Below are 15,573 nucleotides of genomic sequence, written 5' to 3' on the forward strand. Positions count from 1 at the left end.
TAGTATGTCCATTTCCCCAATCATTATCTCGCAGATAAATTTGACAGAACCATTAATAAAATTGTTTCGTTAATAAATATAAAATAGATTGGATTTAAAAAATAGAAACGCTAAAAAAAAAGTATTAGTGGCAAATCGTGGAGAAATTGCTATTCGAGTATTGCGTACATTAACAGGATTAAATATTAAAACAGTAGCGATTTATTCACGTGAAGACAGTGGTTCATATCATCGATGTAAAGCAGATGAATCGTATTTAGTTGGTGCTGGTAAAAAGCCAATAGATACTTAGATATTGAGGGAATCATTGCAATTGCGGGGTGGATTACATCTGCTTCACAACTTTTCATGGTAACGGGTATTGATATTGTGCAAACGCAAATTCATATAGCAGATAGAAAAGTGAAGAAGTAGGGGATCCAAAACAACAAGGTTTTCCGTTATTCGATTTTGCCAATCAAACACGCGTGACAACAGAAGATCCATTAAATAATCTAGGAGTCTGTATAAACGTTTGAATAAACTACTTGCAAGGTGTGGAAATATCTTTTATTAAATCTGGACAATTTTTCATATCTTCAATCATTAACCATTCGAAATGGATCGTTTAAGAGTGCGCCATTCAATTGAATCTAAGATTAGCAAAAACTACTCTGAATATGACGACTTTCTTCTATTATATATACACTCCAAACACATCAGGTTTCCACAAATAAATCGTATGGCGTTCTTTTTCAAAAACTTTCTCCAAATATATTTCTGTAGTGGAGAGCTGCTCATGGCCCAGACTCTTCATAATCTGATAGACATCAACTCCATTCAAGTGAGAAATGATGGCGAAAGCATGCCTAAATGTATGAGGACCAATGGAAGAATAACGAAACTTCAAAATAGGCAATCCACTCTCTTTAATGGCTTTTGTGATGTATTGAGACAAATAAGAGGGAGAGTAGGCACGGCCGGTATTGGTCGTAAAGAGCGGGTCGTCTCCTTCTGCTGTCTCTATATCGTCTATTCCTCTAGCTGAACGGAACTCCGAATACTATTCATTCCGTTATCTTTCAATGGTATTTGCCTTCTATTATTTCCTTTATCTAGGACCTATTCAAAGCGAGTCCATACACGTTTAACGTAGCCTCAATTCTTTTGCATGTCCCAGTCTTTCAGAAACTGTCTTTAAGTTGACATTATGAGAATTTAAAAGAGTAGCACTGATATGCCTTAAACTGTGGAACCTACTCCGTGGAAGTGGACATACTTCATAAATAGTTCAATCAAAACATCTCCATAAACCGCTGGGCAACTTTCGATAGAGGGCGCTTTTTGTCCCAGATGAGAGTGGTCTTATTATACAGAGGACAATCCTCTATTTCGACAATTTTAACATCGTCTAACTGGTGAATGGGAAGCGTTGATTTTGGCAGAACAGTCGCTCCCATCCCGGCAGCTACAAAGGAAAATATAATGGCAGAGTCATGACATTCACAGACGATGTTCGTTTTGATCCCTTGTTTTATACAGGTATCATGGAAGGCGTTATATGTCCCGTACTTGTTTTCTCGGACGACCTGAACGAGCGGGATGTCTTCAAGATCTTTCATGCAAATGGATGTTTTGGAGGGATCCCACTCCCATTTACTCGGAACGAATAATACATAAGGCTCTATTTGTAAAGTTCTTGATCCATAATCTAAATGTAGGTCTGAAACGAAACGAACTACAGCTAGTTCTACTAGTCTCTCTTCTACAAACTTAACGACTTGATAGGGATGGCCGTCTAGTACGCGAAACGTAACGAGTGGATATTTACTGAGGAAAGTTTGAATTCTTCCCGGCAAATATGTCATGGCGCATGTCTTCGCAGTACCGATCGAAAGCTGTCCCCGTATGCCATCTCCCGTTTCTTTCACTTCGATTAAAGTGTCATCGATTTGATGGAGGATACTAACCGCACGTTGGTAAAGTAACAATCCGGCCTCCGTTAACTCTACGCTTCTACTGTTCCGGATAAACAAAGCGGTCCCTAGCTGTTCTTCGATTATCTTTAACTGATGGCTTAAGGGTGGTTGAGCCATATTCAATTTTTTTGCAGCACGTGTAATTTGACCTTCATTCGCTACTGTCACAAAGTAACGTAGTTGGCGTATATCCATCTATTGACCACCTATCCATATTTTAATCGTATTCCAAATCTATTAAATAGATATTTGTAGTATAGTATAACGGATGTTACTATAAACGTAAATAATTTTTTGAATAATCAAAATTAAAGATGTTTCCTAACAACAATGGCTCAAGATTATTTAAGCAAGAGACCATGCGCATGGTTGCAAATGCAAGAATTAAGAGTTAAGGAAACAAAGCCACATTCAATCCTAAGTGTAATGCGTACGATTGGTTGAAGCTTCAGAGATAAAAAGGAAAGGGAGTGCATTGGTGTTAGTATATTTGAATTTTGCAGCTGTGCTAGCGGTGACAGGATATGCGTTGTATTTATTTTTCCAAATCGTATACAGTCGGTATTTGTTTGTGAAGCTCGGCAAGAAACCCACTTTTGAATTGAACCTCAGAGAACGATTAAATAGCGTGTTAGTCAATGGGTTTGGTCAAAGGAAGTTGTTTAAAGACAAGAAAAGCGGTTTGATGCATTTTATGTTATTCTATGGTTTTTTCATCATCCAAATTGGGCTCATAGAAATCGTCATCAAGGGATTTATAATAGGGTTCGAATTTCCTTTCGCTACCGCGCACAAATATTTCAGTCTCATGCAGGAGTGGACAACCTTCCTCATGCTTTGTGGTGTGGCATATGCTTTTTACCGTCGTTATATTGAAAAACTAAAGCGCTTACAACTCAGGAGGGATGTCAAAGCGGCTGTTGTCATCATTGCTCTGACCACGCTGACTGTGTCCATCCTGCTGACGCTGGGGTTTGAAACCGTGATGCTCGGGCATGAACCGGATTTCGTCTATGCTCCATTCTCCGGAGTGGTTGCGGCAATGTTCTCCGGCATTGGCACGACGGCAGGAACTGTATTGTTTTACGTATTTTGGTGGGTGCACCTGCTGACAGTGTTGTCCTTCATGGTATTCGTCCCGCAGTCGAAGCAAGCTCATGAGCTATTCGCGTTGTTCAACTTGTTTTTCAAGAAAGTCGAGCCTGTCGGAAAATTAATGAAAATCGATTTCGAGGATGAAGAGGCTGAGGAATTCGGCGTTGGAAAAATCGAGAATTTTACCCAACAGCAGTTGATTGATCTGTATGCCTGCGCAGAATGCGGACGATGTACAAATATGTGTCCTGCTTCCGGTACAGGTAAGACCCTTTCACCAATGGAACTCATTTTAAAAATGCGAAACCACCTGACGGAAAAGGGGGCTTCTATCACATCGCGTACGCCTTGGGTGCCAGCCTTTGCTTTTAAGGATGCGAAAGCCAATCAATTGGCTCTACAAGCGAAAGTGGATGGGAATTCCGAGGTGGCGGCTACTGTAGAAATGCAAAATCTGATTGGGGATGTCATTACGGAAGAAGAATTGTGGGCCTGTACGACATGCCGCAACTGTGAAGATCAATGTCCGGTAATGAATGAGCATGTGGACAAAATTATCGATATGCGTCGTTATTTGGTCATGACGCAAGGAGAGATGCCCGCTGAAGCTTCACGCTACTTTCAAAATATTGAGAGGCAGGGAAACCCTTGGGGCACGAACCGTAATGAACGCATCAAATGGCGGGAAGGCATGGAGGATATCATCAAGACCGTTGATGAAACCGTTGAATTCGATGTTTTATTCTGGGTTGGTTCGATGGGCTCGTTCGACATCCGTAGCCAGAGGATTGCCCGATCCTTTGCCCGTCTGCTGCACAAGGCCGGGGTGAAATTTGCGATTCTCGGCAATGAAGAGATGAACTCCGGGGACACGTCGCGACGGATGGGGAACGAGTACTTATTCCAGGAATTATGCGCTCAAAACATTGAGACGTTCCAGAAGTACGGCGTGAGCAAAATTGTGACGACCGATCCCCATGCATTTAACACCTTCAAAAATGAGTACCCGGAATTTGGGCTGGAAGCGGAAGTCGTCCACCATACCCAACTTCTGGCCGATCTATTGAAGGATGGCAAGCTCAAGCCAAGTAAGAAGGTTGAAGAGAAAGTGGCCTATCATGACTCTTGTTACATCGGACGCTACAATGATATCTATGGTTCGCCAAGGGATATCCTGCGTGCGATCCCGGGAATTGAGTTGCTCGAGATGGAACGAAACCAGGAAAATGCGCTCTGTTGCGGTGCCGGCGGAGGAAGGATGTGGATGGAAGAGCGCGAAGGGACCCGGGTAAATATAGCACGGACGGAAATGGCGCTTCATACGAATCCGACTGTCATCGGCAGCAATTGCCCTTATTGTTTAACGATGCTTTCCGATGGCACAAAGGCTCAGGAAGTCGAGGAACAGGTGCAGACGCTGGATATTGCTGAAATAATTGAAAAGTCGGTGGAATTTTAAAAACATAATAAAGGAGATGAATTCATGAACGACGTACAAAAGCTCGATAGGTACACGACCGCAGACGCTTTGATGGAAGCGCTGCAGGAAGTCGGCATTTCCTACCTGTTTTGCAATCTAGGCAGCGATCATCCTTCGATGATTGAGGCCTTGGCAAAGGCCAAGGAGGAAGGGAAGGAGCTTCCCAAGGCCATCATTTGTCCGCACGAGAGTGTCGCTTTATCCGCGGCACAAGGGTATGCGATGCTGTCCGGCCAAGCACAGGGCGTGATCATTCATACGGATGTGGGGACTCAAAATCTGGGAGGTGCTGTTCATAATGCATTCCGAGCTCGCGTTCCGGTATTCATTTTCGCTGGAGAAACACCGTTCACCATGGACGGAGAGCTTCCGGGCAGCCGCAATTCCTATGTGAATTACCTGCAAAATGTATACGATCAGCGTGGAATCCTTAGGTCCTATGTCAAATGGGAATCAGATATCAGAACGGGAAAGAACGTTAAACAGCTCATTTATCGGGCGATGCAGATGTCCCAAAGCGATCCAGCTGGACCGGTTTATTTGACCGGAGCGAGAGAAGTTCTAGAGGAAAATGTGGAGAAACTACCGGATTCTTGGGGGGAATGGTCGCCGATTGAACAGTCCTCCTTACCCAAATGGGGTCTTGATGAAATTATAAGAGCTTTATTAGAAGCCCGAAATCCGTTGTTGATTACTTCTTATTTAGGCAGAAATACGGAAGCGGCTTCAGAATTGATTGAATTTTGCGAAAAATTAGCTATACCTGTGGTGGAGCAGATTCCTTCTTATGTAAATTTCCCGAGGGACCACCCTCTGCATCTGGGGTACGATCCTAACCCATTTATTCGCGAAGCAGATGTAATTATCGCCATTGATACGGATGTCCCTTGGGTTGCTACACAAGTTCAGCCAAAGGACGAATGCAAAGTCTACTTCATTGATTTAGATCCAATTAAGGAAGAGATCCCATTGTGGCACATTCCCTCGGTGAAGAATTATCGTGCGGATGCCTATGAATCCTTAATTCAATTAAATGACGATCTAGCCCAGAGGGATATTAACGAGGACCAAGTACAAGAACGTTATCTCCGCTTAGGCAAACACCACGACGAACAACGTGAAGCTTGGAAGCAGAAAGAACAGGTGGAAGGAAACATGATTTCACCAGAATGGCTAACGGCTTGCTTACGAAATGTGGTGGACGATGAGACCATCATATTAGATGAGACGATTACGAATACAATGACGGTATCCAAACATTTGCCGCGCTCAAAGACAGGCACCTATTTTGGCAGCGGAGGTACATCCTTAGGGTGGAACGGTGGCGCAGCTATTGGAATCAAGCTCGCTGATCCAACGAAAACGGTAGTGACTTTAACCGGTGACGGTACATACTTATTCAGCGTTCCGGCCTCGGTTCACTGGATGTCGCGCAGATATCAAGCGCCATTCCTAACCGTCATATACAACAATGAAGGCTGGAATGCAACGAAGCTGAATCTATTAAAGCGGCATCCAGACGGGATGGCCAAACAAACGGACCGTTACTGGGTGAATTTTGATCAATCGGCTGATCTGGCAAAAATTGCTGAAGCAGCAGGGGGTGCATACGCCAGGATGGTGACAGATCCAAGGGAGTTACCGGAAATATTACAGCAGGCCATGAATGAAGTAAAAAACGGAAAATCAGCTGTGGTGGATGTCCGCCTTGCCAAAATTTCAGATCAAAAAGATTATTAGTCTAAGTTTTTCTGTTGGAAGGGGGGTGAGCGGTTAAACGAGCGATTTCAAAGGGGTGTGAAATTATACTTAGGGGGAATGTAAAAAATGAAAAAAATAGTGATGCTATGTATGTCAGTTTTGCTTATTGTACTGGGAGGTTGTTCTCAAGCTTCACAATCAACGGGTTCGAAGGCAGATACGGCAGCCAATAATGAAAAACAGACCAAAATCGAGTATCCGACAAGGCCGATTGAAGTACTCGTACCATTTGCTGCGGGCGGCTCTACAGACATTGGTGCCCGAATCCTGGAAAAACACTTACCTAAATATTTGCCAGATGCCCAGCTAGTGATTGTGAATAAACCAGGCGGCAGCGGCTCGATTGCAATCACGGATTTGTTTAACTCCAAGCCTGATGGATACACCCTTGCAATGTCTACACACCGTGCTATTTCCATGCAGCCTTTATATGGGAATGTGAAATACTCGCATGACAGTTTTCAACCTATCGCAAAAGTATTCGGCAACCAGCAAATCATGATTGTGAAAGCAGATGCTCCTTGGAAAACGTTTGAAGAATGGCTTGATTATGTGAAGAAAAATCCTGGTAAGTTTTCATATGGAGCAGCTGGGGGAATTGGATCAGGGGCTCATATACCGGTGGCAGAACTGGAAAAGCAGGCAGGCTTTGAAGCAAAGGCGGTATCATTTGAAGGCACGCCTCCAGCAATCACAGGAGTTTTAGGTGGGCATGTTCAAGGGGCTATGGTACAGCCGAGCGATGCCAAGTCGCTAATTGAATCTGGCGAGCTCCGCGCATTATTTAATGTTGCAAGTGTACCTGTTCCTTATTTTCCAGATATTCCTCTGTTGAAAGATAAAGGCTTCGATGTTGCGATTGACAGCAATACCTCGCTTTTCGCACCGAAGGGAGTGCCGGAAGAAATCGTTACGATGCTAGAAGAGGCACTTAAGAAAACAATGGAAGACCCTGAAGTTATAAAAGAGTTCGAGAAGGCCTATTTACAGACAAATTATGGTGGTCCTGAGGTTGTCCAAAAAGAGGTAGATGAAGAGAATATAAGATTTGGCAAAATGTTAAAAGAACTCGGTTTAATTAAATAAAACCGTGTAATTGAAATATAATTGGGTATTCGTATTGACTCCTGAATGCCCACCATTTTCGTTTTGTTAGTGGAAGGGGATGAATTTTTATCATGAGTAAATACAGGTCAGGAATTTGGGCTGGTGCAGTCATTTTCCTACTAGCTCTTTTCTTGTTTGTACTGTCCTTGCGATATAGCTATTCCGGTGTTCTTGGACCTGGGCCGGGCTTCTTACCTACTTGGTTAAGCGGTATCCTGATGGCCCTCTCGGTTTGGTATATTTTTGAAAGTGTAAAAGGGAAAAATGTAAGCAGTGAGTCGTGGCCGACCGGCCGTTCTTTAGGACATATTCTGTTTATCATTATAGGTCTGATCCTTTTCGTTCTTCTCTTTTATTTATTCGGATTCCTACTAGCAGGTGTTACCTTTTTAGCTATTTTGTTCTACAGAGAGTATAGATGGTACACCACTTTATTGATGTCTGTCGGAATAACAGCACTTTTTTACTGGCTGTTTAATACGGTTTTAAAGGTGCACTTACCATTAGGTGGGATACTATTTTAGGAGGACAGATAAATGGATTCATTGTTTTTACTTTTACAAGGATTTGAAACGGCTTTGACTTGGTCGAATCTTCTCTACTGCTTTATTGGTGTAATGCTTGGGATGATCATCGGTGTACTCCCTGGTCTTGGTCCAGTGTCTGGAACTGCTTTGCTTATTCCGATTACTTTCGGGATGGAGCCAGTATCTGCTATTATCATGCTTTCCGGAATCTTTTACGGATCCATGTATGGAGGAACGATTACTTCTGTATTAGTGAACGTGCCGGGTGAGGCGGCATCTGTTATTACATGTATTGACGGGTACGAGATGACGAAGAAGGGACGTGCGGGAGCAGCCCTTGGAGTGTCTGCCATTGGTTCGTTTATCGGTGGGATTGTTGCTGTAACGGCGCTTACATTTGCAGGCCCTGCATTGTCTAAGGTTGCGTTGAAATTTGGTCCACCGGAGTTCTTTGCGATTATGCTGCTTGGTATGCTGATGATTGTCGCATTGATGGGAAAGTCTTTGGTCAGGGGATTAATTGCTGCCGTCCTCGGTTTATTGCTGGCCATGGTAGGACAAGACATGGTCACAGGAGAATTCCGTTTCACATTTGGCTCTATAGAGTTGATGGATGGAATTGATTTTTCGGTCATGGCCATGGGGCTGTTTGGCATTTCAGAGATTATGCTGAATGCAGAAAACCCAACAAAAGTGGGCAAATCAGAAAAGGTCAAAGGTCTTCTTCCTAGGCGTGAAGAGTGGAAACCAACACTTAAATCCATCGGAAGGGGAACTGGCATCGGGATGCTTCTGGGAGTTATCCCAGGTGCAAACTCGATTATCGCATCAACCTTTTCCTACATTTTAGAAAAAAAGATTGCAAAGGATCCATCTCGCTTTGGAAAGGGAGCGATCGAGGGGGTAGCCGGACCTGAAACGGCGAATAACGCTCACAGCGGTGCAGCCTTAATTCCTTTATTTTCTTTAGGACTGCCAAGCTCGCCGACCATGGCGGTTATTTTAGGAGCATTCATTATGCACGGATTAACGCCAGGACCAGCCCTGTTTACGAAAAATCCGGACTTTGTATGGGGTCTGATTGCCAGTATGTTTATTGGGAATGTTTTATTACTAATCATGAACATGCCTTTAGTTGGTATGTGGGCCAAAATTGCAATGATTCCATATAAATTATTGTTTCCGATTATCCTGATGGTCATTTTGGTTGGAACCTACAGTCTAAATGGCAGCCTTTGGGATGTTGGGATGATGCTGATTTTTGGGGTTATTGGTTATATCCTGAAAAAATTGGATATCCCGATGTCCGCGATGATTGTAACTTTTATATTGGGGTCACAATTGGAGACTTCCATGCTGCAATCCTTATCTATTTCAACTGAAGGTTTTCTTATCTTTTTTACGCAGCCAATTTCAGCCGTTATCATGGGCATTGCCCTGATTATATTTGCCATTAGCGTCTATAGCGGAGTAAAAAATAAGCGTGGGAATCTGGCAGACGATGTTGAAATGTAATATAGGAGCGAATGAAATGAAATGGAGATATCGAGGTGAATGTATATGAAGGTAAACATGTTAATAAACAATGAGGATGTAACAACAGAGCATTATACTGAAGTGCCGGATCCGGGCAGATTAAGCGAAGTAGTAGGCTATATCGCCAATGGGGATGCAAGCCATATCGATCGAGCCGTGGATTCTGCACATCGAGCCTTCCTCTCCTGGCGCAAAACTTCACTAGAGGAAAGAATTTCAATCCTATTGAAATCTGCTGCGGAAATAGAGAAAAAATCGTCCTCCATCGCCTATGTGACGACTAAAGAAAACGGTATTCTGCTTGGCAGAACAGTTGATGAAATCAAGTTAGGTTTGGTGGATATGAGAAATATGGCCGATTTGGTCCATTCTGCCTTTCAACAACGGGTAATAGAGGATGAAAGCGGTTGGGTCAGTGTAATGAAAAGGCCGATGGGTGTAATTGCTTGTATCGTCCCTTGGAATGCTCCAATCATTCTGACTTTACAAAAAATAACGCCGATTCTTCTCGCGGGCAATACCATTGTGGTTAAGCCGTCTCCGACTGCTTCGATGGGGGTAGTCACTTTATTATCAACCATGGCAAAATTTTTCCCCCCAGGCGTGATTAATGTTGTTCTTGGGGACAGTAATGTGGGAAATGCTTTAACTACTCACCCGCTCGTTCGTAAAATTTCGTTTACCGGTGGGGGGACTACTGCCGTGACAATCATGAAATCTGCTGCTGAAACACTCAAAGATGTTCACTTTGAATTGGGTGGTAACGATCCGGCCATTGTACTAGACGACGCCGATCTGAATGAAGTCGTTCCCAAAATCGTCGAAGGAGCATTTCGAAGAACGGGTCAATTCTGCTTTGCCATTAAGCGTGTCTACATCCCCTATGACATGTATGATGAGTTTTATGAAAAGGTTTGCGAATTGACGGATTCCTATAAAATAGGACACCAGTCGGATAAAGAGGCCACGATGGGTCCGATTAATAACCAACTTCAATATAGAAGGGTAAGTGAACTGATCGAAAGACTTGAGCATAGCGGGGCCAACTTAGTCAAGTTAGGAAAGCGACTTGAACCTGAAAACTGGGATAATGGATACTATCTGCAACCAGTTGTTGTACGGGACGTCGATCCTAACGCTGAGATTGTTACCTGCGAGCAATTTGGTCCAGTGCTCCCGCTGGTTCCATATCATACGGAAGAAGAGGTTATTCATTTGGCTAACAACTCAGAATTCGGTTTAGGTTCTTCCGTATGGTCTTCGAATTTTGAACGTGCATTAGGCGTTGCGAACCAAATAGAAGCGGGTATGACATTCATTAATGGTCATGGACAAACACCATTAGGTTCAAAATACATCCCGTTTGGTGGAATCAAGCAAAGTGGAATCGGAAGAGAAAAGTCTATCGAGGTTTTTGATGAATTTATTGAATATCACGGGATTAATCTCCATAAGAAAAAATCATGATTGTTGAAACAAAAGTAGATTTTTCCGTATTTTTACTTTGTGGGTGACTCAAACCGATGTGGGTCTAATGTTGGTATGAGTCACCTACAAGTTACTGGATAGTAAGGCATTGATTGCGTTTGAATCTTATCCAACTTACTACTCTTCCAATCGGCGTTGGTTCAGAGCTGCTATGACTTCCCTCCTCGGGGTTTTCAAATCTGGTTATGTGAAAACTTCTCCAAGTTGGGGGAGTCCTTTTTTATCTTAAAATACTTTTTCGCTCTATACCTCTACCTTGGCGGTGAATCCATTGAATTATTACATTATTATCCTAATGAATACGATCCTTATCACCACGATTACGGGGATCAAGCCTGTTGTTTCTTTATACGCCCACTCCTTAGGTCATTCCCCTCAGGAAATCAGCATGATTATTGCTAGTTCTGCAATATTTCCGGCCATTTTGGCTTTGCAGATTGGCAAATGGGTGGATCATATTGGAACGCGCCCAATTGTGATTATCGGGAATGTCATGTTTATGGTCGCCTTATTGTTAAGTGCAATATACCCTTCATTTCTCACCTTTTTGATCCAACTAGCCATGGTCGGTATTGCTGCTACCTGCCTGATGCTCTGTTTGCAGAAGAGAATTGGCAGCCTAGGAGGAGAAATCGATAGGGCGGTGGCCAACTACAGTCTGTTTGGCTCAATTGGAGCGATGATCGGACCCACTATAAGTTCCTATATGTATGATAACTACGGGTACCAGGTCTGCATTTTTTTTAATATTTCTCTCATTGCCATAGCATTGAGCAGCGAGATGGGCATGCGAAGTGCTGATGGAAAAGACCCTTTAAAAACGTATGGGGTCCAACAATCCAATTTGATAGTAAGAGAATCGATATGGACATTAATGCGAAACCGTGACATGCGGAATGGGATGCTTATTGGAGGATTGCTTTTTTCCAATCGGGAGCTATTTAGCGTGTACTTTCCTTTGCTTGCCCATAATATGGGCATTAGCCCAACGATGACGGGGGTTCTCCTCTCATTCAGCGGTCTCACCATGCTCATTATTCGATTTACCCAAACGTCTCTCGTTCGCTCTTTTGGTCGCATGAAAATCCTAACGTGGTCGCTTTTTGTTACCGCTATTATTTACCTCATAACCCCATTTTCCCCTTCGATTGTGGTGCTTTTTGTGTTGATTGGTATTTTAGGAGCTAGTCTTGGTCTTGCGCAGCCGCTGAGCACTTCCGCTGTACTGGAAGCAACTTTACCCGAACGTCGTGGAGAAGTACTAGGAGCCCAGATGACGATTAACCGCGTCTCACAATTTGCGATTCCATTAATCTTTGGAGGAATAGGTGGTCTGATTGGGGTATCCGCTATTTTTTGGGGTAGCGGGTCGGTTCTTATGGCCTTTGGCTATATGACGCGTCCCTTGCCTGCGCATGCCGATAAGACCCAGAATCACAGCTGAAATTTGTAGTTTGTTTATCTTCAAAAGAATTCCTACCACTTACATATTTAAATGGTATGGGAAGACTATTATATAGATATTAGTAATATGCTTAAGTTCATGTTAAATTTTAAATATAGAGAATATTTAAAAAAATATCCCGAAACAAAAAATGATATTTTACTTTCAGGAGGTTCTCATGAAAATTTTGGTGTTACTCAAGCAAACATTTGACACAGAAGAGACAATTGTACTCACTAAAGGGAAAGTAAGTGAAGACGGAGTCAAATTCGTAATTAATCCTTATGATGAGTACGCTGTGGAAGAGGCAGTTTCCATCAAGGAAAAACACGGTGGAGAATTAACAGTTGTTACTGTTGGTCCATCACGCGCAGAGGCCGCACTTAGGACTGCTTTGGCAGTGGGAGCTGATAAGGCGGTCATAGTGGAAGATGAGTCTGTTTTCGGTGATGAATATATGATTTCCAAAGTGTTGGCTTCTGTGGCGAAAAGAGATACTTATGATTTGATTATTGGTGGATATATGGCGGTCGATGACGGAGCAGCTCAGGTTGGACCGCGCTTGGCGGAAGAGTTGGGGATCCCGCATATCTCTACTATTACGAGACTGGAAATTGAAAGCGATAACATAAGAGTGGAAAAAGACATGGAAGGCGATATCGAAATCATCGAAGCGGCGATGCCTGTACTGGTCACCGCACAACAGGGCTTAAATGAACCTCGTTACCCTTCACTTCCGGGAATCATGAAGGCAAAGAAAAAAGCGATAGAACGGATTACTGCGGCTGACCTAGGTCTGAACATTGAGGAGATTCTTTCGAAAACGGAGGTATTGGATCAATTTCTGCCGCCGAAAAAAGTGGCCGGGAAAGTTCTTGAAGGGGAGCTGCCCCATCAGGTCTCGGAGCTGGTAGAACTGCTGCGGAATGAAGCGAAAGTGGTGTAATCAATTCATCGGATTTTAACATTTAAGGAGGGGAAGGCATCAATGAGTAAGGATGTGTTAGTTGTTGCTGAAAGACGCAATGGAAATTTAAGAAATGTATCATTTGAGGTGCTTGTCGCTGCCCAAAGAATGGCAGACGGTGGGAAAGTCATGGCGGTATTATTTGGGCAAGGGGACAATGGAGAGGCAGAGCAGTTAGCGCAATATGGGGCGGATCAGGTCTACTTGGTTGCTAACGAGGAATTGAATGTTTATTCGACGGATGCATTTACGCAAGCGTTTACAGAGGTATTTCATACTGTGAAACCGGATGCCGTACTGCTCGGTCATACCGCCATTGGTCGTGATTTGGCCCCTCGGGTAGCTGCACGCCTGGGACTTGGATTGATATCTGACTGTACTGATGTGGAAGTTCACGGAGATGAGGTCATCTTTGTTCGCCCGATTTACGCAGGAAAAGTGCTTCAAAAGAAAAAAATAACAAACGGAGTCACTTTTGCAACCATTCGTCCTAATAATATCGCCAAAGGCGAACCGGATGCGAGGCGTACTGCAGAAACGATCGATATTAAAGCAACCATTACCGATATTCGCACGGTCATTAAGGAAGTCGTCAGAAAGACAACAGGCACCATTGATTTGACAGAGGCTAAAATTATTGTTTCGGGTGGTCGGGGAGTGAAAAGCGAGGACGGATTCAACCCGATTAACGAATTAGCGAAAGTTCTAGGAGCAGCTGTCGGTGCATCTCGCGCGGCATGTGATGCAGGCTACTGTGATTACGCGATGCAAGTCGGTCAGACCGGGAAAGTGGTAACGCCCGATCTATATATCGCGTGCGGCATATCCGGTGCGGTTCAGCATTTGGCGGGGATGTCTAATTCTAAAATAATCGTGGCGATCAACAAGGATCCGGAAGCAGCGATTTTCAAAGTAGCTGATTATGTCATTGTAGGAGACTTATTTGAGGTCGTTCCATTATTGACCGAGGAGTTCAGAAAAGTTCCAGTATAAAGCAAAGGAGAGGGGAAACGAAAATGACTAATATTCTGTCGGGTCTTACGGTCATCGATGTGACGCAAAACGTTGCGGGCCCGTTTTGTTCACAAATGTTAGGAGATTTAGGAGCCACGGTCATCAAGATTGAACGTCCGGGTTATGGAGATGATACGAGGCACTGGCACCCGCCATTATGGGGAGGGGAATCATCCACCTTCCTGGCGTTAAATCGCAATAAGAAAAGCCTTTGCGTCGATCTCAATCATCCTGAGGGGCAGAAAATCGTCCATCAATTATGCGAGTCTGCAGACATCTTTATCCATAGCTTGAAGCCCGGAAGCGAAGAATCTCGCGGACTTGGCTATGAGCAGTTATCCGAAACCAATCCTGCACTAATCTACGCGGCGATTAGTGCGTTCGGAGATATGGGGAAAATGAAAAACAAGCCGGGTTACGACCCACTTATTCAGGCATACAGCGGCATCATGAGTTTGACAGGAAATGAGGGGGACGACCCAGCTCGCGTCGGCGTTTCCATTAATGATATGGCAACCGGCATGTGGTCTCTGATCGGGATTCTAAGCGCCCTTCATCAACGAAACCAAACCGGCAAGGGCTGCAAAGTGGCAAATAGTCTGTTAGAAACGGGAATTGCATGGGTCACATTACAGCTTTCTACGTACATGGCATCCGGAAATCTTCCGAAGAAGATGGGAACGGGAATGGCGACGACGGCACCCTATGAAGCTTTTAAAACCAAAGGGGACCAATGGGCGATTATCGCAGCTGGAAATAATCGTCTGTTTAAAAATTTATGTGCAGCGCTTCAAATGCCAGAGCTAGTCGAGGATCCCCGATTTGAATCTAATTCGGACAGGGTCCAAAACCGTAAAGAGCTTCATCGAATTATAGAAGAATGCACGTTAGGATATGAAGTGGACGACCTCGTCAGCTTAATGGCGGAATACAATGTACCAAGTAGTCCAATCAATACATTGGATCGGGTGCTCCGCGATGAACAAGTGAATGCGCTTGCAATGATTAAACCAGTTGAAGATTTTAGGGTTTCTGATTTCCGAATGGTCGATCTTCCATTCCGAATCAATGAAGAACGAGGCAATCTTCAATCTCTGCCTCCGCTGCTCGGGGAGCATACGAATGAAATTCTTAACTCATTAAATTACTCAAAAGAAATATTAGAGCAGCTCAAGAGCAAGAGCATTGTTGGTTAG

13 protein-coding genes and 1 pseudogene are annotated in these 15,573 nt (G+C 43.7%); 11 read left to right on the plus strand and 3 right to left on the minus strand.

Going from position 1 to position 15,573, the window contains the following annotated elements; translation table 11 throughout:
• Positions 1 to 88: 88 nt before the first annotated feature.
• Positions 89 to 286: pseudogene (locus tag ACQKFG_RS21930) on the plus strand (biotin carboxylase N-terminal domain-containing protein); the annotation flags it as partial.
• A 390-nt stretch (positions 287 to 676) separates the two neighbouring features.
• Here ACQKFG_RS21930 and ACQKFG_RS21935 read toward each other — a convergent pair.
• The 3 genes from ACQKFG_RS21935 to ACQKFG_RS21945 all read right to left on the minus strand — a co-directional run bounded on the left by ACQKFG_RS21935 (position 677) and on the right by ACQKFG_RS21945 (position 2,153).
• Positions 677 to 1,015, minus strand: coding sequence for a tyrosine-type recombinase/integrase (locus ACQKFG_RS21935; RefSeq protein WP_427563068.1), 339 nt, complete (start codon positions 1,013 to 1,015; stop codon positions 677 to 679).
• A gap of 111 nt (positions 1,016 to 1,126) precedes the next feature.
• Positions 1,127 to 1,267: a tyrosine-type recombinase/integrase gene (locus ACQKFG_RS21940; protein WP_353872802.1), complete on the minus strand. Its 141-nt coding sequence runs from the start codon at positions 1,265 to 1,267 to the stop codon at positions 1,127 to 1,129.
• Positions 1,268 to 1,274: 7 nt separating this feature from the next.
• On the minus strand, positions 1,275 to 2,153 hold the full coding sequence (locus ACQKFG_RS21945) for a LysR family transcriptional regulator (protein ID WP_427562816.1): 879 nt from the start codon (positions 2,151 to 2,153) through the stop codon (positions 1,275 to 1,277).
• 283 nt (positions 2,154 to 2,436) lie between these two features.
• Here ACQKFG_RS21945 and ACQKFG_RS21950 point away from each other — a divergent pair, with 283 nt between their 5' ends.
• The 10 genes from ACQKFG_RS21950 (at position 2,437) to ACQKFG_RS21995 (ending at position 15,573) form a co-directional block, all read left to right on the plus strand.
• Positions 2,437 to 4,512 (plus strand): (Fe-S)-binding protein, encoded by a 2,076-nt coding sequence (locus ACQKFG_RS21950; protein WP_427562818.1) that lies wholly within the window; start codon positions 2,437 to 2,439, stop codon positions 4,510 to 4,512.
• A gap of 24 nt (positions 4,513 to 4,536) precedes the next feature.
• Positions 4,537 to 6,273 carry a thiamine pyrophosphate-requiring protein gene (locus ACQKFG_RS21955; protein ID WP_427562821.1) on the plus strand — a complete coding sequence of 579 codons (1,737 nt, stop codon included), beginning with the start codon at positions 4,537 to 4,539 and terminating at the stop codon, positions 6,271 to 6,273.
• 87 nt (positions 6,274 to 6,360) lie between these two features.
• Positions 6,361 to 7,380 carry a tripartite tricarboxylate transporter substrate binding protein gene (locus ACQKFG_RS21960; RefSeq protein WP_427562823.1) on the plus strand — a complete coding sequence of 340 codons (1,020 nt, stop codon included), beginning with the start codon at positions 6,361 to 6,363 and terminating at the stop codon, positions 7,378 to 7,380.
• Positions 7,381 to 7,472: 92 nt separating this feature from the next.
• Positions 7,473 to 7,925: a tripartite tricarboxylate transporter TctB family protein gene (locus tag ACQKFG_RS21965; RefSeq protein ID WP_427562826.1), complete on the plus strand. Its 453-nt coding sequence runs from the start codon at positions 7,473 to 7,475 to the stop codon at positions 7,923 to 7,925.
• Positions 7,926 to 7,937: 12 nt separating this feature from the next.
• Positions 7,938 to 9,443 (plus strand): tripartite tricarboxylate transporter permease, encoded by a 1,506-nt coding sequence (locus ACQKFG_RS21970; RefSeq protein ID WP_427562829.1) that lies wholly within the window; start codon positions 7,938 to 7,940, stop codon positions 9,441 to 9,443.
• 45 nt (positions 9,444 to 9,488) lie between these two features.
• Positions 9,489 to 10,931 (plus strand): aldehyde dehydrogenase family protein, encoded by a 1,443-nt coding sequence (locus ACQKFG_RS21975; RefSeq protein WP_427562832.1) that lies wholly within the window; start codon positions 9,489 to 9,491, stop codon positions 10,929 to 10,931.
• A gap of 292 nt (positions 10,932 to 11,223) precedes the next feature.
• Positions 11,224 to 12,396, plus strand: a complete 1,173-nt coding sequence (locus tag ACQKFG_RS21980; protein WP_427562835.1) for an MFS transporter — start codon at positions 11,224 to 11,226, stop codon at positions 12,394 to 12,396.
• A gap of 178 nt (positions 12,397 to 12,574) precedes the next feature.
• A complete protein-coding gene (locus tag ACQKFG_RS21985) occupies positions 12,575 to 13,342 on the plus strand; it encodes an electron transfer flavoprotein subunit beta/FixA family protein (RefSeq protein ID WP_427562838.1) in 768 nt (255 codons plus the stop codon).
• A 42-nt stretch (positions 13,343 to 13,384) separates the two neighbouring features.
• Positions 13,385 to 14,356 (plus strand): electron transfer flavoprotein subunit alpha/FixB family protein, encoded by a 972-nt coding sequence (locus ACQKFG_RS21990; RefSeq protein ID WP_427562841.1) that lies wholly within the window; start codon positions 13,385 to 13,387, stop codon positions 14,354 to 14,356.
• Between the two features lie 23 nt (positions 14,357 to 14,379).
• On the plus strand, positions 14,380 to 15,573 hold the full coding sequence (locus ACQKFG_RS21995; protein ID WP_427562844.1) for a CaiB/BaiF CoA transferase family protein: 1,194 nt from the start codon (positions 14,380 to 14,382) through the stop codon (positions 15,571 to 15,573).

The organism is Peribacillus sp. NPDC076916 (assembly GCF_050269675.1).
Classification (GTDB): Bacteria; Bacillota; Bacilli; order Bacillales; family DSM-1321; genus Peribacillus; species Peribacillus aracenensis.